This is a genomic window from Acidovorax sp. 59 (genome assembly GCF_002754175.1).
Lineage (GTDB): Bacteria > Pseudomonadota > Gammaproteobacteria > Burkholderiales > Burkholderiaceae_C > Acidovorax > Acidovorax delafieldii.
The window spans coordinates 4,666,944-4,687,320 of the sequence record NZ_PEET01000001.1 but is presented as its reverse complement, the minus strand read 5'-3'; the positions used below and the strand labels follow the sequence as shown (position 1 = coordinate 4,687,320).

General features: G+C 66.5%; 17 protein-coding genes. 13 read left to right on the top strand and 4 right to left on the bottom strand.

Going from position 1 to position 20,377, the window contains the following annotated elements:
• Window positions 1-5: 5 nt before the first annotated feature.
• From CLU87_RS21440 to CLU87_RS21430, 3 genes are all read left to right on the top strand, one after another.
• A complete protein-coding gene (locus CLU87_RS21440) occupies window positions 6-506 on the top strand; it encodes a GNAT family N-acetyltransferase (RefSeq protein ID WP_099731737.1) in 501 nt (166 codons plus the stop codon).
• A gap of 155 nt (window positions 507-661) precedes the next feature.
• Window positions 662-913, top strand: coding sequence for a hypothetical protein (locus CLU87_RS21435; RefSeq protein WP_056056666.1), 252 nt, complete (start codon window positions 662-664; stop codon window positions 911-913).
• A 210-nt stretch (window positions 914-1,123) separates the two neighbouring features.
• A complete protein-coding gene (locus CLU87_RS21430) occupies window positions 1,124-1,696 on the top strand; it encodes a DUF1439 domain-containing protein (protein ID WP_099731736.1) in 573 nt (190 codons plus the stop codon).
• A gap of 13 nt (window positions 1,697-1,709) precedes the next feature.
• Here CLU87_RS21430 and uvrA read toward each other — a convergent pair whose 3' ends face one another.
• Entirely contained in the window at window positions 1,710-4,799 is a 3,090-nt protein-coding gene (gene uvrA, locus CLU87_RS21425; RefSeq protein ID WP_233193835.1) for an excinuclease ABC subunit UvrA, read from the bottom strand.
• Between the two features lie 217 nt (window positions 4,800-5,016).
• Between uvrA and CLU87_RS21420 the strand changes: the two genes are divergently transcribed.
• The 4 genes from CLU87_RS21420 (at window position 5,017) to CLU87_RS21405 (ending at window position 8,652) form a co-directional block, all read left to right on the top strand.
• Entirely contained in the window at window positions 5,017-6,195 is a 1,179-nt protein-coding gene (locus tag CLU87_RS21420; protein WP_099731735.1) for an MFS transporter, read from the top strand.
• 126 nt (window positions 6,196-6,321) lie between these two features.
• Complete coding sequence (gene ssb, locus CLU87_RS21415) at window positions 6,322-6,876, top strand: single-stranded DNA-binding protein (protein WP_056056677.1); 555 nt, start codon at window positions 6,322-6,324, stop codon at window positions 6,874-6,876.
• Window positions 6,877-7,258: 382 nt separating this feature from the next.
• Entirely contained in the window at window positions 7,259-7,834 is a 576-nt protein-coding gene (locus tag CLU87_RS21410; RefSeq protein WP_099731734.1) for a hypothetical protein, read from the top strand.
• 104 nt (window positions 7,835-7,938) lie between these two features.
• Window positions 7,939-8,652, top strand: a complete 714-nt coding sequence (locus CLU87_RS21405; protein ID WP_015016329.1) for a Bax inhibitor-1 family protein — start codon at window positions 7,939-7,941, stop codon at window positions 8,650-8,652.
• 136 nt (window positions 8,653-8,788) lie between these two features.
• Here the strand turns inward: CLU87_RS21405 and mnmA are convergent, their stop codons facing one another.
• Both mnmA and CLU87_RS21395 read right to left on the bottom strand, forming a co-directional pair.
• Window positions 8,789-9,958: a tRNA 2-thiouridine(34) synthase MnmA gene (gene mnmA, locus CLU87_RS21400; protein WP_099731733.1), complete on the bottom strand. Its 1,170-nt coding sequence runs from the start codon at window positions 9,956-9,958 to the stop codon at window positions 8,789-8,791.
• Window positions 9,955-10,896: a LysR family transcriptional regulator gene (locus CLU87_RS21395; RefSeq protein WP_056056686.1), complete on the bottom strand. Its 942-nt coding sequence runs from the start codon at window positions 10,894-10,896 to the stop codon at window positions 9,955-9,957. The genes mnmA and CLU87_RS21395 overlap by 4 nt, the downstream gene beginning before the upstream one ends.
• 190 nt (window positions 10,897-11,086) lie before the next feature.
• Here CLU87_RS21395 and CLU87_RS23565 point away from each other — a divergent pair, with 190 nt between their 5' ends.
• The 3 genes from CLU87_RS23565 (at window position 11,087) to CLU87_RS21380 (ending at window position 14,395) form a co-directional block, all read left to right on the top strand.
• A complete protein-coding gene (locus CLU87_RS23565; RefSeq protein WP_099731732.1) occupies window positions 11,087-12,178 on the top strand; it encodes a 4-oxalomesaconate tautomerase in 1,092 nt (363 codons plus the stop codon).
• A gap of 69 nt (window positions 12,179-12,247) precedes the next feature.
• On the top strand, window positions 12,248-13,246 hold the full coding sequence (locus tag CLU87_RS23560) for a tripartite tricarboxylate transporter substrate binding protein (protein ID WP_099731731.1): 999 nt from the start codon (window positions 12,248-12,250) through the stop codon (window positions 13,244-13,246).
• Window positions 13,247-13,330: 84 nt separating this feature from the next.
• Window positions 13,331-14,395, top strand: coding sequence for a porin (locus CLU87_RS21380; RefSeq protein ID WP_369804329.1), 1,065 nt, complete (start codon window positions 13,331-13,333; stop codon window positions 14,393-14,395).
• A 117-nt stretch (window positions 14,396-14,512) separates the two neighbouring features.
• On the opposite strand, the gene CLU87_RS21375 is transcribed toward CLU87_RS21380, so the two are convergent.
• A complete protein-coding gene (locus tag CLU87_RS21375) occupies window positions 14,513-16,174 on the bottom strand; it encodes an L-lactate permease (RefSeq protein WP_099731729.1) in 1,662 nt (553 codons plus the stop codon).
• 354 nt (window positions 16,175-16,528) lie between these two features.
• On the opposite strand from CLU87_RS21375, the gene CLU87_RS21370 reads away from it, so the two are divergent.
• From CLU87_RS21370 to tcuB, 3 genes are all read left to right on the top strand, one after another.
• On the top strand, window positions 16,529-17,512 hold the full coding sequence (locus CLU87_RS21370; RefSeq protein WP_056056696.1) for a LysR substrate-binding domain-containing protein: 984 nt from the start codon (window positions 16,529-16,531) through the stop codon (window positions 17,510-17,512).
• 192 nt (window positions 17,513-17,704) lie between these two features.
• Entirely contained in the window at window positions 17,705-19,171 is a 1,467-nt protein-coding gene (gene tcuA / locus CLU87_RS21365; RefSeq protein WP_099731728.1) for an FAD-dependent tricarballylate dehydrogenase TcuA, read from the top strand.
• Window positions 19,158-20,339 carry a tricarballylate utilization 4Fe-4S protein TcuB gene (tcuB, locus tag CLU87_RS21360; protein WP_099731727.1) on the top strand — a complete coding sequence of 394 codons (1,182 nt, stop codon included), beginning with the start codon at window positions 19,158-19,160 and terminating at the stop codon, window positions 20,337-20,339. Before tcuA ends, tcuB begins: the two co-directional genes overlap by 14 nt.
• Window positions 20,340-20,377: the final 38 nt, after the last annotated feature.

The window sequence follows — 20,377 nt, the reverse complement described above, 5'->3', positions numbered from 1 at the left end:
CCGCCATGCCGTTCATCCACATCCGCAACTTCTGCCCCGGCGACGAACCTGCATTGCGCGCCGTTTTCCATGCCTCGGTGCATGGGTTGGCTTGCAAGAACTACACCGCCGAACAACTCGCCGCCTGGGCTCCGCTGCACCATGACGCCCCACAGTGGGCAGAGCGCATGCGTGCCAACCAGCCCTTCATCGCGCAAGCGCAGAGCAGGGGCGCCATCGCCGGGTTTGCCGACCTGCAGGCCAACGGCTATATCGACATGTTCTTCGTGGCCCCGGAGTTCGCACGACAGGGCGTGGCCCGGGCGCTGATGGCGCACATTCACGCGCAAGCGGCGCAGCGCGGCATCACCCAGTTGCACGCGCACGTCAGCCTGACCGCCGAGCCCTTTTTTGCCGCCCAGGGCTTCGTGGTGGAAGCGCGCCAGCAGGTGGAGCGTGCGGGCGTGGTGCTGCACAACGCGCGCATGGCCAAGGCCTTGGCAGCCCGCCTGAGGGATCAGTCCTGATTTGATAGCTACTTGCGCTTATCAATCAAGCGCCAGAGGCCAATTTGGCTTGAAATGAAACCACAGTGCTGTGCCCCTGCACCTGCAGGTGCCTTACAGTAGCCGCCCCGCACACACAAACCCACCCACATACCAGCCACAACGGCTGCCACCCCATGACCAAAGACCTGGCCCGACAGAACGAACTCAAACCCATGGCCCTGTGCGAGCCCTGCCAGGGCATTCAGCGCAACTGGCGCAAAGCGCCGGGCCATGCCGAGCTGGTGCAGCGCGGCAACCGCAAGGAAGACCGTGAGGACGGCACCGTCACCATCACCCGCTATGTGTGCGACCGCTGCGGCACCGCGTGGGAGTACGAGAACGACAAGAACAACCAGCGGGCGGGCTGGTCGGTCGTGGGGCGCTGAGCGCGGCGCTGGTCGCACCGGTGGCGGCCGAGCCCCGCCACCGCCATCCCGCAGCCCACGTGTAAATGCACCTATTTTGATAGCACCCAAGGCATATAGCACTAGCGCTATCGCCCCAAAATCCACAAACTTCTGGTAACAACGCCTGCAGCAAGCCTTGGGCACCTTTTTGCTACCGCGGTGTCACAACGGTTTTGACGGAAAGCCCCCATGCTGCATCGCCGACGATTCCTGACCCACGCCACCCGGGGCATTGCCCTGGGCGGCGCGGTGCTGCTGGTGGCGCGGGGCGCGCTGGCACAGCCCAGCTACACCGTGCCTCTGGCCCAACTGCAGGCCATGGTGGACCCCAAGTTTCCGCGCAACGTGCCGGTACAAGGCCTGTTCAACCTGAGCGTGCAGGCGCCCCACCTGCGCCTGCTGCCCGAAGTGAACCGGCTGGGCGCAGCCATGGCGCTGGATGTGGCCGGCCCGGCGCTGCGGCGCAGCCACCAGGGCAGCCTGGAGGTGGAGTTTGCGCTGCGCTACGAGGCCAGCGACCGCACGCTGCGCGCCCACCAGATCCAGCTGGGGCGCATGGAGTTTCCCAGCCTGCGCCCGGCGGTGACCGAGCTGCTCAATGCCTACGGCCCGCTGCTGGCCGAACAGTCGCTGCGCGAAGTTACTTTGCACCAACTGCGCCCGCAAGACACGGCGGTGTTTGACGGCCTGGGCCTGCAGCCAGGGCCCATCACCGTGACGGCCAAGGGGCTGACCGTGGCGTTTGTGAGCAAGACGCCCTGACGGCCAACAGGGCTCAGGCGGGCGATTTTTTCAAGTAAGGCGCCAGATACCGCCCCGTATGGCTGGCCGGGTTGGCCGCCAGCTCCTCGGGCGTGCCCACGCCCACCACGGTGCCACCGCCGGCACCGCCCTCGGGCCCCATGTCGATGAGCCAGTCGGCGGTTTTGATCACGTCCAGGTTGTGCTCGATGATGACGATGGTGTTGCCCGCGTCGCGCAGCTGGTGCAGCACTTTGAGCAGCAGGTCGATGTCGGCAAAGTGCAGGCCGGTAGTGGGTTCGTCCAGGATGTAGAGCGTGCGGCCCGTGTCGCGCTTGCTCAGCTCCTGCGCCAGCTTCACCCGCTGCGCCTCGCCGCCCGACAGCGTGGTGGCGGCCTGGCCCAGGCGGATATAGCTCAAGCCCACATCCAGCAGCGTCTGCAGCTTGCGCGCAATGGTCGGCACGTCCTTGAAGTAGGCCGCAGCGTCCTCCACCGTCAGTTCCAGGATCTGGGCGATGTTCTTGCCCTTCCACAACACCTCCAGCGTCTCGCGGTTGTAGCGCTGGCCGTGGCAGATGTCGCAGGGCACGTACACGTCGGGCAAGAAGTGCATCTCCACCTTCACCACGCCGTCGCCCTGGCAGGCCTCGCAGCGGCCGCCGCCCGATGACTGCGATACGTTGAAGCTGAAGCGCCCCGGGCCGTAGCCCCGCTCCTTGGCGGTGTTGGTCTCGGCCATCAACTCGCGGATGGGCGTGAACAGGCCGGTGTAGGTGGCCGGGTTGCTGCGCGGCGTGCGGCCAATGGGGCTTTGGTCCACATTGATGACCTTGTCGAAATACTCGATGCCCACGATCTCTTCGTGCTCGGCCGGCTCTTCGTGCGCTCGGTGCACCTGCCGCGCCACGGCGGCATAGAGCGTGTCGTTGACCAAGGTGCTTTTGCCCGAGCCCGACACGCCCGTCACGCAGGTGAGCAGCCCCACCGGGAAGTCCACCGTCACGCCCTTCAAATTGTTGCCCGTGGCACCCACCACCCGCAGCGCCTGCACGGCGCCCTGGCGCGCATGGTGCTCGGCCATGCGCTCGGCGCGGCGCTTGCTGGCTTCGGTCTGCGGAAAGCGCGACTTGGTCTTGGCCTCCACCACGGGCGCGGGCTGGTCCAGCACCGGCAACCAGGGCGTGCGGCGCTGGGGCACGGCAATGGTGCGCGTGCCCGACAAGTACTGGCCCGTGAGCGACTGGGCATTGGCGCGCACTTCGTCGTACGTGCCCTGCGCCATCACCCGCCCGCCGTGAACGCCCGCACCGGGGCCCATGTCGATCACATGGTCGGCGGCGCGCATCATGTCCTCGTCGTGCTCGACCACGATCACGCTATTGCCGATGTCGCGCAGGTGCTGCAGCGTGGCGATCAGCCGGTCGTTGTCGCGCTGGTGCAGGCCAATGCTGGGCTCGTCGAGCACGTACATCACTCCCGTCAGGCCCGATCCAATTTGGGAGGCCAGGCGAATGCGCTGCGCCTCTCCACCGCTGAGCGTTTCAGCGCTGCGGTCCAGGCTCAGGTAGCTCAGGCCCACGTCGTTCAAAAACTGCAGGCGCGTGGCGATCTCGCGCACCACCTTGTCGGCAATCTCGGCCTTGGCACCGGTGAGCTGCAGGGCGTGGAACCACGCGTGCGCGTCGCTCAGCGTGGCGTGGCTCACTTCGTAGATGGCACGGGCCTGTGTGCCTTCGCCCACCTTCACATGGCGGGCCTCGCGGCGCAGGCGCACGCCGTGGCATTCGGGGCAGGGCTGGGTGCTGCGAAAGCGTGCCAGGTCTTCGCGTACCACCACCGAATCCGTCTCGCGGTAACGGCGCGCCATGTTGGGGATGATGCCTTCGAAGGGGTGCTTCTTGGTGTGCACCTTGCCCTTGGAAGCCCCGCTGTCCATGATGTAGCTGAAGGCGATTTCTTCATCACCCGAGCCGTGCAGGATGGCGTGCTGCACCGGCGCAGGCAGCGACTCAAACGGTGCCTCGATGTCGAATGCGTAGTGCCGGGCCAGGCTCTCCAGCATCGCAAAGTAGTAGCCATTGCGCCGGTCCCAGCCCTTAATGGCACCGCTGGCCAGGCTGAGCGACGGGAAGGCCACCACGCGCGCCGGGTCGAACACCTCGCGCTGGCCAATGCCGTCGCACGCCGGGCAGGCGCCCATCGGCGAGTTGAACGAGAACAGGCGCGGCTCCAGCTCGGCCAACGAGTAGCTGCACACCGGGCACGCGAATTTGCTGCTGAACAGATGCTCCTGCCCCGTGTCCATCTCCAGTGCCAGAACGCGGCCATTGCCCTCATTGCCACCCACGCGCAGGGCCGCCTCAATGCTCTCGGCCAAGCGCTGCTGCAGGTCAGCGCGCACCTTCACCCGGTCGATCACCACGTCAATGTCGTGCTTCTCGGTCTTCTTGAGCGGGGGCAGGTTCTCGTGCTCGTAGATCTGCCCATCCACGCGAAAGCGGATGTAGCCCAGCGCCTGCATCTGCGCAAACAGTTCGGTGAACTCGCCCTTTTTCTCGCGTGCCACGGGGGCCATCACCATGAGTTTGGTGTCCTCGGGCAGGGCCAGCACGGCGTCCACCATCTGGCTCACCGTCTGCGCGGCCAGCGGCAGGCCGTGGTCGGGGCAGAACGGTGTGCCAGCGCGGGCATACAGCAGGCGCAGGTAGTCGTGGATCTCGGTCACCGTGCCCACGGTGGAGCGCGGGTTGTGGCTGGTCGCCTTCTGCTCAATGCTGATGGCGGGCGACAGGCCTTCGATCAGGTCCACATCCGGCTTGTCCAGCCGCCCCAGAAACTGCCGAGCATAGGCAGACAGGCTCTCCACATAGCGCCGCTGGCCTTCGGCATACAGCGTGTCGAACGCCAGACTGGACTTGCCCGAGCCCGACAGCCCGGTGATCACCACCAGCTGGTTGCGCGGGATGTCCAGGTCGATGTTCTTGAGGTTGTGCGTGCGCGCCCCCCGGATGCTGATGCGCTGCTCGCGCAGGGCGCGGGCGAGGTAGACACCATCGGCGGATCGGTCATCGGCAACAGGGGGAGGGGTCACGGGCGGGCTCGGTGCAGGAAAACCCACCATGATAGGTCACCCACGTTTTCTGGCGTAGCACTTCAGCATTACCCGCCAGGCCTGCACCGCGTCCCTGCGCACCACGCTTTGGAGGCCTTCGAGCAGCCACCCAGCCAATCGGCGAAAATCCCGGTTTTGCTTCTTCGGGCCTTAGCGCACCACCGTGCCGGATTCTCCTTCCCTGTCAGCCACCGCCGCCTCCCGGCAACCCACCCCCAGTACCCAGATGACCCCGCTGGAGCGCCGCTCCAGCATCAGCCTGGCGCTGATCTTTGCGCTGCGCATGCTGGGCCTGTTCCTGGTGCTGCCCGTGTTTGCCCTGGAGGCACGCAAGTACCCCGGTGGCGACGATCCCGCCCTGGTGGGTCTGGCCATGGGCATCTACGGCCTGACGCAGGCAGTCCTGCAGCTGCCGCTGGGCATCGCTTCCGACCGCTTCGGGCGCAAGCGGGTGATCGTGCTCGGCCTGCTCGTCTTCGCAGGCGGCAGTCTGATGGCTGCGCTGGCGGATTCTCTGACCGGACTGCTGCTGGGCCGGGCGCTGCAGGGCGCAGGGGCTGTGTCGGCAGCCGTGACCGCGCTGCTGGCCGACCAGACACGCGACAGCGTGCGCACCAAGGCGATGGCGCTGGTGGGCGGCAGCATCGGGCTGATGTTTGCTGTGGCGCTGGTGGCTGCACCGATGTTGGCTGCCCATATCGGCCTGGCGGGGCTGTTTGGCCTGACCTGTGCGCTGGCCCTGGCCGGTGTGGCCGTGGTGGTGTGGTGGGTGCCGCCCGAGCCTGCGCTGCATCGGAACGCCCCCCGGGGCCGCCTGGCCGATGTGTGGGGACACCCTGACCTGCTGCGCCTGAACCTCGGCGTGTTTGTGCTGCACACCGTGCAGCTGTCCATGTGGGTGGCCGTGCCCGCGATGCTGGTACAGGCAGGACTCACCAAAGACCACCACTGGCAGGTGTACCTGCCCGCCGTGGTGCTGTCGTTTGCCGCCATGGGCGGGCTGTTTGCGCTGGAGCGTGCGGGCCGACTGCGCGCAGCCCTGCTCGGAGCCATTGCCCTGGTGCTGGTGGTGCAGGCGGGGCTGGGCCTGCTGGCGGCCAGCGGTGTGCCTGCCACGCTGTGGGTGCTGGGGCCTTTGCTGTTCGTCTTTTTCTGCGGATTCAATGCGCTGGAGGCCAGCCAGCCCAGCCTGGTGTCGCGCATGGCGCCAGCCCAGCTGCGCGGCGCCGCGCTGGGCAGCTACAACACCCTGCAGTCTCTGGGCCTGTTTGCGGGCGGTGCGATGGGTGGCGCGCTGGTGAAATGGGCCGGGGCTCCAGGCCTGTTTGCCGTGACCACGGCGCTCACGGCTCTGTGGCTGGTGCTGACCTGGCCGCTGCGGCCCGTGGGGCGTGGCGGGCACTGAACCGCCAAGCCGTGCCACGCCGTCAGGGCTTCCATTGCCCCCCGGTTGCGGCACAATGGAGCGTTTGGCGCCTGGAATCTCTCTCCAAATCCGGCGCTTTTATCCCTTAAAGGCAAAGACAGCACCATGGCATCCGTAAACAAAGTCATCATCGTCGGCAACCTGGGCCGCGACCCTGAAATGCGCACCTTCCCCAGTGGCGATCAGGTGGCCAACGTGACGATTGCCACCACCGACAAGTGGAAAGACAAGCAGTCTGGCGAAATGAAGGAAGCCACCGAATGGCACCGCGTGGTCTTCAACGGCCGCCTCGCCGAAATCGCCGGCCAGTACCTGCGCAAAGGCTCGCAGGTGTATGTAGAGGGCAGCCTGCGCACCCGCAAGTGGACCGACCAGAGCGGCGTTGAGAAGTACAGCACCGAAATCCGCGCCGACCAGATGCAGATGCTGGGCAGCCGCCAGGGCATGGGCGGTGGCGGACAGGGCGGCGGACAGCAAGGCGGTGGATACGACGACGGTTACGGTGGCGACCAGGGTGGCTACGACCAGGCCCCGCGCCGTGCAGCGCCAGCGCCGCGCCCCATGGCCGCCCCCGCTCAGCGCCCTGCACCCGCCCCCGTGGCACAGGCACCGCGCGCGGCCTCCGGATTTGACGACATGGACGACGACATTCCGTTCTGACAGCTTCTGGCGCCGGACTCAGTCCCCAGCCCGCACCCGCAAGGTGCGGGTTTTTTTTCGTCGGTGCGCAAGGCATGCCCAACCCCACGGAAAACGTCGCCTGTGGGCGTCAAAACGTAGCAACTCGCAACAGGAGGTGCTGGAGCCCGCCCGACTCACAAGCGCCAGCGCGGCCATGGAGCGATGGCTTTTACAACGGCGCTCACGGGCGCCGCTTCTCAGTTTTGTCCAGTTCGGCACCACCGCGACAAACCAACAATTCCTTACATTCGATACGGAAATATCAAAGATCATCGCGGACTGGCTCGCCAAAGAGGTGCAAAACCCGGCGGCCAGCAGTTACCAAAATCAATATTCCAAACTGAAAAGAGAGAGGGTTGTGATGCCGGGGTTCGTCCGAAAGATTTTGATATTTGTCACTGGCTACGCGTGGCTCCTGCTGCTGGCGGGCCCGGGGCTCATCGGGCTGTCGGTGTACAGCGGCTGGAAGGCGGAAGACGGCCACGCCTACGTGGCGCGCGAAAGTCTGCAGACCGTGTCCGGTACCGTGACGCAGGCCTCTGAAGTCACCGTCAAGCGCAAGCGTCGTACGACCAAGAAGTACTACGAAATCACGGTCCAGCCCGACACCGCTGGTGCCGAGGCGCGCAAGCTGCGCATCGACCACAGCACGCCGCAGCAGCTGGTGGGCAACCTGATCGACGAAAAAGTCACCGCCTTGGTCGATGGCAGCGACAGCGACCTGGTCTATGAAGTATCGGCAGACGGCGCGACCGTCATCAGCTACGACACCACCAAACAGCGGCTGCAGGCCGAAGCAGCCTCCTCCGCGCAGTCCTTCAGCGGCGCAGGCACCTGGATCTTTGCCATTTTGCTCACGCTGGTGGGAGCGGCAGGCGTGTGGTCCAACCGCAAGCTGCGCGCCGCCGACGAAGCACACCAGCTGGCCGCCGCCTGACGGCCATACCCCATAAAAAGAGAGAGGGAGGGAGGGGCAGCGCCCGGGGCGCGCTCCTCCCATCGTTTGCGCCAACCTGCGCGCTCACTACGGAGGACCACACCATGAACCCCAACGCACTTTCGCCACAAACCCCTGCGGGCGCTCCGATGGAGCGGCGCGATTTCATCGTCTCTACCTACAAGCACCTGGGCGTGGCCATTCTGGCCTTTGTCGTGCTGTCGGCGGTACTGATGGTGAGCGGACTTTCCACCGCCGCGGCCAAGATGCTCATGGCCAGCGGTAGCAAATTCCTGTGGCTGGGGGTCATGGGCGCTTTCATGCTCGTGGGCTGGCTGGCATCGCACCTGGCCGACAACTCGGACAACCCTCAGACACAGCTGATGGGCCTGGGCCTCTACGTGCTGGCCGAAGGGCTCATCTTTGCCCCGATGTTCGGCATTGCCCAGCTTTTGGTGCCCGGCGCCATCGGCGCTGCCGCCTTCATCACGCTGCTGCTGGTGGCGGCGCTCACATGGACGGCGTTCAGCAGCAAGACCGACTTTTCGTTCCTGGGCGGCATCCTGAAGGTGGCGGGCCTGGTGGCACTGGGCACCATCATCGCGGGCGCCATCTTCGGCTTCAAGCTGGGCATCTGGTTCTCAGGGCTCATGGTGCTGTTTGCGGGCGCCTGCGTGCTGTACGACACCTCGCGCATCATCCACGACTACCCTGCAGACCGCCCCGCCGGCGCAGCGCTGCACCTGTTCGCATCGATTGCGCTCATGCTCTGGTACGTGCTGCGCATCCTGATCAGCCTGGCCATGAACGACGACTGACACGCCGGGGCACAACCCCACAAAAAAGCCGGAGCGGTCACCGCCTCGGCTTTTTTGCATCTGGAAAGAGAGTTTCAAGACAAATCAGGTGCAAGCGCTAGATTCCATTGCCCTGACAGCTATCAATTTTGAAGCATCAACGGGCCATGGCTGGCTGCCCCGCCGGCGCATGGCCGGTGGGCTGCGGCAGCCCCTCCACGGCAGCAATCACGCCACCGCCCAGGCAGACATCACCGTCGTACAGCACCGCGCTCTGCCCGGGCGTCACGGCCCATTGGGCGTCCGGAAACTGCAGCGCAAAGCCATCGGGCACGGTCTCCAGCGCGCACGCTGCGTCCTGCTGGCGGTAGCGCGTCTTGGCAGCGTAGGCGCCGGGCGCCGGGGCCTGCCCAGCGCACCAGCTCACGTCCTGCGCCACCAGGCGGTGCGACAACAGCCAGGGGTGGTCGTGACCTTGCACCACCCGCAGCGTGTTTTTCTCCAGGTCCTTGCGGGCCACGAACCAGGGCTCGTGCGCGCCGCCACCGCGCTGGGCGCCTTTTTCCTTCACGCCCCCAATGCCCAGGCCCTGGCGCTGGCCCAGCGTGTAGAAACTCAGGCCCACATGCTGACCCAGCTTGCGTCCCCGGTCGTCCAGAATGGGCCCGGGCGCATGGCTGATGTAGCGGTTCAGAAACTCGCGGAAGGGCCGCTCACCGATGAAGCAGATGCCGGTGGAATCCTTCTTCTTGGCGTTCGGCAGGCCGATCTCCTCGGCAATGCGGCGCACTTCGGTCTTGTGCAGCTCACCCACGGGGAACAATGTCTTGGACAGCTGCGCCTGGTTCAGGCGGTGCAGAAAGTAGCTCTGGTCCTTGCTCGGGTCCAGGCCCTTGAGCAGTTCGTGCAGGCCCGTGGCCAGGTTGTGTCGCACCCGGGCATAGTGGCCGGTGGCGATCTTCTCCGCCCCCAGGCGCATCGCGTGGTCCAAGAAGGCCTTGAACTTGATCTCGGCGTTGCACAGCACATCGGGATTGGGTGTGCGGCCGGCCTGGTACTCGCGCAGGAACTCGGCAAACACCCGGTCCTTGTAGTCGGCCGCGAAGTTCACATGCTCGATCTCGATGCCGATCACATCGGCCACAGCGGCTGCGTCCACAAAGTCGATGTTGGACGAGCAGTACTCGCTGTCGTCATCGTCTTCCCAGTTTTTCATGAAGATGCCGACCACCTCATGGCCCTGCTTTTTGAGCAGGTATGCGGTCACGGCCGAGTCCACGCCGCCGGAGAGGCCGACGACAACGCGCTGTTTGGTAGGGGAAGTCATTGCCCCGATTGTATTTTTGATGCCGCCGGGGCACTGCGCGGGCGCGCAGAACGCGTAGCCACGAGCAGGTCATACAGCTGCTGCGCGGCAGGCGACAGGGTTTTTCCCCGGCGCTTGATCAGCCCCATCTGCCGCGTGACGATGGGCTCCACCAGCGGAATACTGACCAGCGTGGGGTGGTCCTTGCCCGGCATGGCCAGGCTGGGCACGGCCGCCACGCCCAGGCCCGCCTCCACCAGGCCGAGCAGCGTGGTCACGTGCTTGGCCTCGTACAGGCACTGGGGCCGGTCGGGCACGTTGGCCAGCGCCAGGTCCATGAGCAGGCGGTTGCCCGAGGTCTTGCCCACCGACATGAAGTCGTGCTGGCCCAGCTCGGCCCAGCTCACCTTCTTGCGGCGCGCCAGCACATGGTCGCGCCGGCAGGCGGCCACAAAACGCTCGGCCAGCACGGGCTTGAACTCGATCTCGGCCTCCTGGCTGCCGATGAAGTTCAGGCCGAAGTCCGCATCGCCCTGCGCCACGGCCACCAGCACCTCGTTGGCGCTGGCGTCGTGCACCTTGACGCGGATTTTCGGAAACCGCTCGTGGTAGCGCTTGACCACCTGCGGCAGGAAGTAATACACGGCCGAGGGCACGCAGGCAATGGTGACCTCGCCCATGCGCCGCGCGGCCACATCGCCCAGGCCCATGAGCATGCCGTCCAGGTCGTCCAGCCACACGCGGGTCTTGCGCGCAAAGTCGCGGCCTACGGCCGTGAGCGTGACGCGGCGCGTGGTGCGGTCGAGCAGACGCACACCCAGGGCTTCTTCGAGCTTGTCGATGCGACGGCTGAACGCAGGCTGCGACAGGTGGATGGCCTCGGCGGCCGCACGAAAGCTCTGCAGCTCGGCCACGGCCGCAAAGGCCTGGATGTCGGCAAGGTCGAATTTGTTGTTCATCGCGGCGTCCTTCCAGTGCGCTTCGGGGTGTTTTTAGCGTTGCAAGCCGTGCATCAAACGATCGGAACATTGCAATTCACGGCCGTGATTGGAGCATGTACAAGCCGCGTTAGCCTATTGCACAGCATGCATCAATCGTTGCCAACAATGCAATTCACAGATCATCGAAGGCGTCGCACCATGCCGACCCATGAGCACCAACATTCCTTGCGTTCTGATGCGTGGCGGCACTTCCCGGGGGCCGTTCTTCCTGGCCGACTGGCTGCCGCGCGACCCCGAAGCCCGCGACCGCACGCTGATTGCAGCCCTGGGATCGCCCCATGAGCTGCAGATCGACGGCCTGGGCGGCGGCAACTCGCTGACCAGCAAGGTCGCCATCGTCTCGCGCTCCACGCAGCCTGACTGCGATGTGGACTATCTGTTTGCCCAGGTCAGCGTGCAGGAAGCCCGCGTGGACACGCGGCCCAACTGCGGCAACATGCTGGCCGGTGTGGGGCCCTTTGCCATCGAGCAGGGGCTGGTCCCCGCAGACCGCGAAGGCCAGACCACCACCGTGCGTGTCTACAACGTCAACACCCGCTCCCGCATCGACGTGCAGGTGTGCACGGCAGGCGGCCAGGTGCACTACGACGGTGATGTGCGCATTGACGGCGTGCAGGGCACGGCAGCCCCCGTGCTGATGAACTTCCTGGACGCCTGGGGCGCCGTCACCGGGCAGATCTTTCCCACCGGCCAGCGCATCGACACCATTCAGGGCCTGGATGTCACCTGCATCGACGCAGCGCAGGTGATGGTGCTGGTGCGCGCCACCGACCTGGGCCTGCGCGGCGACGAGACACCCGCCGAGCTGGACGCCAGCACCGCCTTGCTCACCCGCCTGGAGGCTCTGCGCCTCGAAGCCGGCCACCGCATGGGCATGGGCGACGTGACACACAGCGTGTTGCCCAAGCCGGTGATCGTGTCGCCAGGCACACAACCGGGCAGTGTGGTGTCGCGCTACTTCACCCCCCACCAGTGCCACCGCTCGCATGCGGTGACGGGCGCGATTGGCGTCGCGGCGGCCTCGGTACTGCCGGGCACCGTGGCCACCGACGACCGGCATGCACCCGCCGCCGGGCTGCGCCGCGTGGAGGTGCAACACCCGGCAGGCCGCATCCAGGTGGAGGTGGAACTCAGCGAGGTGGATGGCCAGTTCAAGCTGGTGCAGGCCGCGCTGGTACGCACCGCCCGAAAGATTCTGGAAGGCACGCTGTTCGTTCCCGAAACCGCCCCCGCGCACTGAGCGCTCTTCAGGGCGCCGCTTGCGCAGCGCCCTTCCAAAGATTTCAACCATTACGACAGGAGACAAACCATGACCCGTTCCATTCACTCCACCACGCGCCGCACGGCGCTGGCCACGGCTGCGCTAGCGCTCGCGTCCAGCGCCTTCTGGGCCGCCGGCACCGCCCACGCCGCCTACCCCCACAAACCCATCACCCTGGTCGTGCCCACCGCCGCAGGTGGCGGCAACGACGGCATGGCACGCGTGGTGGCGATCAAGCTCTCCACCCTGCTGGGCCAGCAGGTCATCGTGGAAAACAAGGCCGGGGCCAATGGCGCCATTGCGGCCGAATATGTGGCGCGCGCCGCGCCGGACGGGCACACCATTTTGTTCGGCTACATCGGCACCCACGGCATGAGCCCCGCGCTGCAGAAGCTGCGCTACGACCCCATCACGCAGTTCGAGCCCATCGGCATGGTGAGCTACTCGCCCACGCTGATGGTGGTGAACCCCAAGGTGCCGGCCAAGACGGTGGGCGAACTGGTGGCGCTGAGCAAGGCCAAACCCCACGACTTCAACTACGCATCGGCCGGCAACGGCACGGCCCCACACTTCTCGGCGGAAATCTTCAAGCTCGAAAGTGGCGCCCAGATGGCCCATGTGCCCTACCGGGGCGCAGCCCCCGCCATGAACGACACCATGGCCGGGCAGACGCAGGTGATGTTTCCCAGCCTGTTCTCGGCCTACCCGCACGTGAAGGGCGGCAAGCTGCGCGCCCTGGCGCTGGCCGGGCCCAAGCGCTCGTCGCTGCTGCCCGATGTGCCCACGCTGGAGGAGGCCGGCATCAAGGGCGTGGAGATCACCCAGTGGTACGCCCTGTTCGCGCCCGGCAAGACGCCCCGCCCGGTGATCGACCTGCTCAACAAGACCTTGAACACCGCGCTGGCAGACAAGGACGTGGTGCGCCGCATCGAGGAGCAAGGCGCGGTGGTGGACACCAGTACGCCCGAGCAACTGGCCCTGACGGTGAAGCAGGAACTCGCCAAGTGGAAGGGTGTGGTGGTCAAGGCCCAGCTCACACCCGACTGAACCGCTGCGAAGACGGCTTGGGGAGGCAGACGGGCGCCACCGCCCCTGCGCGGCACGCCCGCATTTCAACAAAAGGAGACACAGATGAGAACAAAGATGGCAGCGGCCTGCACTGCACTGATCGGCCACTGCGCGATGGCACAAGGCACCGACGTGACACTGTACGGCGTGGTGGACCTGGGCCTGCGCAACGGCAGCGGCCTCACCGCATCCAACGCGCCCACGGCCGGCTCCAGTCGCAGCCTGGGCAGCGGTATCCACACCACCAGCCGATGGGGCCTGAGGGGCAGTGAAGACCTGGGCGGCGGCGCCAAGGCACTGTTCAACCTGGAGAGCGGCCTCAACGCCGACACGGGTGCCCCGGCCAACGCCACCAAATACTTCGACCGCGCATCCTGGGTGGGCCTGCAGGGCAGCTGGGGCACGCTGGCCCTGGGCCGCCAGACCACGACGCTGGCCGATGCCATCTCGCCCGTGGATCCGCTGGCCATGCGCTTTGCCAGCTTCAACCCCAACATCAGCGTGACGGCGCTGAGCCAGCATGGCCTGGGCATCGAGTACGGCAGCGCAGGCGCAAACTCGGGCTCGTACCGGCTGGACAATTCGCTCAAGTACACGGGCCGCTTCGGCGGCTTCACGGCGCGTGCCATGTGGGGCATAGGCGAGGTCGCATCGCAGGCCTCGGCCCTGTCGTCACGCGGCGTGGGCCTGGCCTGGGCTGCGGATGGCTTCGTGGTATCCGGCGCCTACCAGAGCTTCAACGACACCAACAAGCGATCACTCGACGGCACCACCCTGGGTGCCGCGTACCAATGGGGCAGCGTGCGCCTGGCTGCCAACGCCGGCCGCAACAAGGCCGAAACGGCCGCAGGCCGCTTCACCGTGCAGCGCGTGTTGTCCGCCGGCGGCACCTGGGCGGCCACGCCGTGGGTGGACCTGACAGCGGCCTACTACAAGGTGGACCGCTCGCGCACCGGTGCGGCCGACGACGGCTACGGCCGCCTGGTGGCGTTTGCCGAGTACAAGCTATCGCGCCGCACCAAGGTGTATGCCGAGCTGGACAACACCCGCTGGCGCAACGGCTTCCAGGGCGCGGCGAACAAGGCCACGGCCACCGGCATCTCGGCCGGTGTGGTGCACACGTTCTGAGCGCGGCGCCACAACGCAGCGGGTACTGGGCACAGGGTTGGCAGAGGCTTGCGCCCCAAAGCCACCCTGTGCACGAAGAACACCCGCCGAAGGGTGGCGGGTGGGGCAAACTACCCGCTACCGCACCACCATCGAGGTGAAAGGCCACACATAAGCCTGCAGGCTCACCAGCAGCCCGACCAGACAGGCCAGCGCAATCGAGTGGAAGAAGACGAAGCGCAGGATATCCCCTTCATGGTTGAACCAGCGGGTGGCAGTGGAGGCCACGACGATCGACTGCGCATCGATCATCTTGCCCATCACGCCGCCCGAGCTGTTGGCGGCGCCCATGAGATTGGGCGAAAGGCCCAGCTGCTCGGCCGCCACCTTTTGCATGCCACCGAACAGCACGTTGGAGGCCGTGTCCGACCCCGTCAGCGCCACCCCCAGCCAGCCCATGAGGGTGCCAAAGAAGGGATACAACACGCCGGTGTTCGCGAACGCCAGACCCAGGGTGGTGTCCGTGCCCGAGTAGCGGGTGAGCGTGCCCAGTGCCAGCATGAGCACGATGGTCAGCAGCGAATAGCGCACCAGCCAGATGGTGCGGAAGAACGTACCGACGATGGCCACAGGGCTGTAGCGCATCAGCAGGGCACTGATCAGTGCGGACAGCAAGATGCCCGTGCCGGTGGCCGACAGCAGGTTCAGCGTGTAGACCGCGCCTTCCTTGGTGGGCTTGGGCACCACGGGAGGCATCTTTTCAATGAGGTTGTGCAGCCCGTCCATCGGGAAAGCCGGAGCGAAGATGCCGTTGAGCGCTGCCTTGACCGATGGCAGCCCCCAGACAAACACACACACCGACAGAATCAGCCAAGGCATCCAGGCGTTGATCAGCTGGGCGCGCGAGTAGCGAACGACCGGCTGTGCAGGCTTGGCTTCGGCGGCGCTCGCGTCGTGGCCCCGCATGGAAGGCGAGGTCCAGATCTTCTTGGGCTGCCACACGCGCAGGAACGCGATCAGACTCGCCATGGAGATGATGGCTGCAATGATATCCACCAGCTCAGGGCCGATGTAGTTGGAGACCAGGAACTGCGGAATGGCAAACGACACACCGGCCACCAGAATGGCAGGCCAGATCTCCCACATGGCCTTGCGCCCGGCAAACGCCCAGATCAGCCAGAACGGCACCAGCACCGAGAAGAAGGGCAGCTGGCGGCCGATCATGGCCGTCACCTCCATCAGGTCGTAGCCGTGCACCTTGGCCAGCGTGATCACTGGCGTGCCCAGTGCACCAAACGCCACGGGGGCGGTATTGGCGATCAACGACAGCCCCGAGGCAGCGAGTGGCGAGAAGCCCAACCCGATCAGGATCGCGGCAGTGACTGCCACGGGCGTGCCAAAACCGGCGGCCCCTTCAAAGAATGCGCCAAAGCAAAATGCGATCAGCAGCAGCTGGATGCGGCGGTCTTCCGTGATGTTGGACAGCGAGTCCTGCAGCACCTTGAAGCTACCGTTCTGCTCAGTCAGCTGGTGCAGAAAAATGATGTTCAGCACGATCCAGCCGATTGGCAGCAGCCCCACAAAACCGCCATACAAGGCGGCGCGACCCGCCATCTCGGCGGGCATGCCATAAGCGAATATGGCCACCACCAGCGCTGCGATGAGCCCCATGCCGGCAGCGATGTGGGCTTTGATGTGAAAGAACCCCAGGGCGGCCAGCATGATGATCACCGGGATCGCGGCCAGCGCGGTGGACGCAACCATATTGCCCGCCGGGTTGTAGATTTGTTGCCAGATCATGGCCTGTCTCCGTTCGGAAAGGGTTGAAGTGAAAAAATGCTGGCGCAGCAGTCGCCAGTGCCTGGTTCGCCACCGGATTCTTCGGGAAAGCGCCTGTGTCTCTCTTGAAATGCGGTCCACTGGCGGTGTAATTAATTTCAAGTCCCCAGCCTCCATAGGGAATTGACGGGTCACCGGGGCTCGGACTGCGCGTTTACCCGGAGCAACGGCGTCAGCCTGCTGCAAGTGGCGCGTTGCGCGCTCAGCACGCAGTCGCCAACGAGTCAGGGCGGCGCGGCAGCACCGGTGTATTCGCGCCCCCGGGGGGAGCAACGGACGCTCCGGGGTACAGTTCCGCATGGCAAAAAGGGCGCTATGGAACTGAGACAACTGCGCTATTTCGTGCGCGTGGTGGAGCAAGGCTCTATGAGCCGCGCCGCGCTGGACCTCGACGTGGTGCAGTCCGCACTCAGCCAGCAGATCACGCGGCTGGAGAGCGAGCTGTCCACGCGCCTGCTGCAGCGCACGCCGCGCGGCGTGACCCCCACCGAGGCAGGGCTGGCGTTCTTTCGCGAGGCGCAGCTCACCCTGCGCCATGCCGACCAGGCCGTGCGCGCGGCGCAGCAGGCGCGGCTGTCGGGCACCGTCACCGTGGGGCTGGCGCCCACCACCTCGGGCGTGCTGGGCCTGCCGCTGATGCAGGCCATGCGCACACGCTACCCCGACGTGCGGCTGCACATGGTGGAGAGCATGTCGGGACACCTCACGGCCATGCTGCATGCGCGCGAGCTGGACCTGGCCGTGCTGTTCGACACCCGCCTGCACCAGGCGCAACAGGCCACGGGCGCGCGTCGCTGGGACATGGCGCCGCTGCTGGAGGAAGACCTGTTCCTCATCTGTGCCCGCAGCGGTCCCGGCAACCCCTGTGGCCGGCAGCTGCCGGAAACCATCACCGTCGCCGAGCTGGGGCAGGAGCCGCTGATCCTGCCCACCGGCCCACACGGCCTGCGCAGCACCCTGGACACGGCCTTTGCCCGCGACCGCGTGGCACCGCACGTGGTGCTGGAGGTGGACTCGCTTGCCATGGTGATGGCCGCCGTGGATGCGGGCCTGGGCTCCACCGTGCAGCCCTGGGCCGCCATGGGCCGCTACCCGGATGCGGCCGAGCGCTTTCAGTGCGCGCGCCTCACCGACGCGCCCGCGCGCCGCGTCAACCTGCTGTGCAGCCTGCCCGACGAAGAACTCTCGCCCGCCGCGCTGGCCGCACGCGTGGTGCTGACGGATTGCGTGCGCGAATTGGTAACGAGCGGCCAGTGGTTTGGCACGACATGGATCGGCGGACAAGACACCAGCGCCTGAGCGGCCACCCCGCAGCCATCACGATCCGTGATACCCCCATGACCTGAACCCGCTGCACAGCGGGCCTGCGTCTCCCTACAGTCGCCATCACCCCGATGAACGACACGGCGACCGCGCCAGGAGACACCCCATGGGCCCCACACCCCCTTCTTCATACCCCCGCGCGCAACGCACCGCCTGGAGCCACCGGCCATGAGCGGCGATGCTGTGGTCGATGTGCTGGTCATCGGCGGCGGCAACGCTGCCCTGTGCGCCGCCCTGATGGCGCGCGAGGCGGGCGCCAGCGTGCTGCTGCTCGAATCGGCCCCGCGCGCCTGGCGCGGCGGCAATTCGGCCCACACCCGCAACCTGCGATGCATGCACGATGCGCCGCAGGACGTACTGGTCGATGCCTACCCCGAAGAGGAGTTCTGGCAGGACCTGCTCAAGGTGACCGGCGGGCTGACCAACGAGCACCTGGCGCGCCTGGTGATCCGCGAGTCGAGCACCTGCCGGCCCTGGATGCGCCGCCACGGCGTGCACTTCCAGCCCGCGCTGGCGGGCACGCTGCATGTGGCGCGCACCAACGCGTTCTTCATGGGCGGCGGCAAGGCGCTGGTCAATGCCTACTACCGCAGCGCGGAGCAGCTGGGCGTGCAGAGCCGCTACGAAGCGCCCGTGGAGCGCATCGAGATGGAGGGCCCCCGCTTCGTCGCAGCCCACCTGGCCAACGGCGAGCGCATTGCCGCCAAGAGCTGCGTGCTGGCCGCGGGCGGCTTTGAATCGAACCGCGAATGGCTGCGCGAAGCCTGGGGCCAGAACGAGCGCGGCGAGTGGCCGGCCGACAACTTCCTGATCCGCGGCACGGCCTACAACAAGGGCGTGCTGCTCAAGCACCTGCTCGACGACCACGGCGCCGACCGCATCGGCGACCCCACGCAGGCGCACATGGTGGCCATCGACGCGCGCGCGCCGCTGTACGACGGCGGCATCTGCACGCGCATCGACTGCGTGTCGCTGGGCGTGGTGGTCAACCGCGCGGGCGAACGCTTCTACGACGAGGGCGAGGACTTCTGGCCCAAGCGCTATGCCATCTGGGGCCGCCTGGTGGCGCAGCAGCCGGGGCAGATCGGCTACTCCATCATCGACAGCAAGGCCATTGGCCGCTTCATGCCGCCCGTGTTCCCGGGCGTAAAGGCCGACACGCTGCCCGAGCTGGCGCAAAAGCTCGGCCTGCCCGTGGACACCTTCACCCGCACGCTCGATACCTACAACGCCGCCTGCCGCGTGGGCCAGTTCGACCACACCACGCTGGACGACTGCCATACCGAAGGCGTGGCACCCGCCAAGACACACTGGGCCCGGCCCATCGACACCGGCCCGTTCTACGGCTATGCGCTCAAGCCTGGCGTCACCTTTACCTACCTGGGTCTGCACACCGACGACACGGCTGCGGTGCGCTTTAACAACCAGCCCAGCCCCAACCTGTTTGTGGCCGGCGAAATGATGGCCGGCAACGTGCTGGGCAAAGGCTACACCGCCGGCGTGGGCATGAGCATTGGCACTGCGTTTGGCCGCATTGCGGGCACGCAGGCAGCTTTGGCCTCCAAACGCCCGGTAGCGCTAGTCGAACATGCCTCAAACGCTACAAAACAAGGAGCAAACCATGCAAACGCTTGAGGCCCTGACGCGCGACGCCCGGGCGCTGGCAAATGGCGACATCGTGCTGTCTGCGCCCGAGACCGAGGTGGCGCGCCAGCTGCAGATCTGCAACGCCTGCCGCTACTGCGAAGGCTTTTGCGCCGTGTTCCCGGCCATGACGCGGCGGCTGGAGTTTGGCAAGGCCGACATCCACTTCATCGCCAACCTGTGTCACAACTGTGGTGCCTGCCTGCACGCCTGCCAGTACGCGCCGCCGCACGAGTTTGCGGTGAACATTCCGCAGGCCATGGCCCAGGTGCGCGGCCAGACCTATGCCGACTACGCCTGGCCACCCGCGCTGGGCCAGCTGTACCAGCGCAACGGCCTGACCCTGGCCCTGGCACTGGTGGCCGGGCTCACGCTGTTCCTGCTGCTGGCCGTGGTGCTGCATGGCCAGGGCATCGCCGCGCTGTGGCAGGCCCCTGTGGGCGGCTTCTACGGCATCTTCCCGCACAACCTGCTGGTGGGCCTGTTTGCGCCCGTGTTCCTGTTCGCCGTGCTGGCGCTGGGCCTCGGCGTGCGCCGCTTCTGGCGCGACGTGACGCCCGCTACCAGCGGCGCGCCGCTGAGCGCGCCCGCCACGGCCGAGGCCACCGATGCCGTGCTGCGCCTCAAGTACCTGGACGGCGGCCATGGCGATGGCTGCCACAACGAGGACGATGCCTACACCCTGTCGCGCAGGCGCATGCACCACCTCACGTTCTACGGCTTCATGCTGTGTTTTGCGGCCACCAGCGTGGCGACGCTGTACCACTACCTGCTGGGCGTGCCTGCTCCGTATGACCTGCCTAGCTTGCCCAAGCTGCTGGGCGGCGTGGGCGGCATCAGCCTGGCGATTGGCACCGCAGGCCTGTGGCGGCTGAACCTGCGCCGCCACCCCCAGCATGGCGATGCGGCACAAAAGCCCATGGACCGCGCCTTCATTGCGCTGCTGTGCCTCACCGCCACCAGCGGCCTGGCGCTGTGGGCGGTGCGTGGCACCGCAGGCCTGCCGCTGCTGCTGTGCCTGCACCTGGGCGCGGTGATGGCGCTGTTCGCCACCATGCCCTACGGCAAGTTTGCGCACGGCATCTTCCGCACCGCGTCGCTGCTGCGCCATGCCGTGGAGAAGCGACAGCCCAACCCCATCGGCCTGGGCGCCGACTGATCCCCAGCCCCCCAACAACCCACAATGAAGGAGACCCC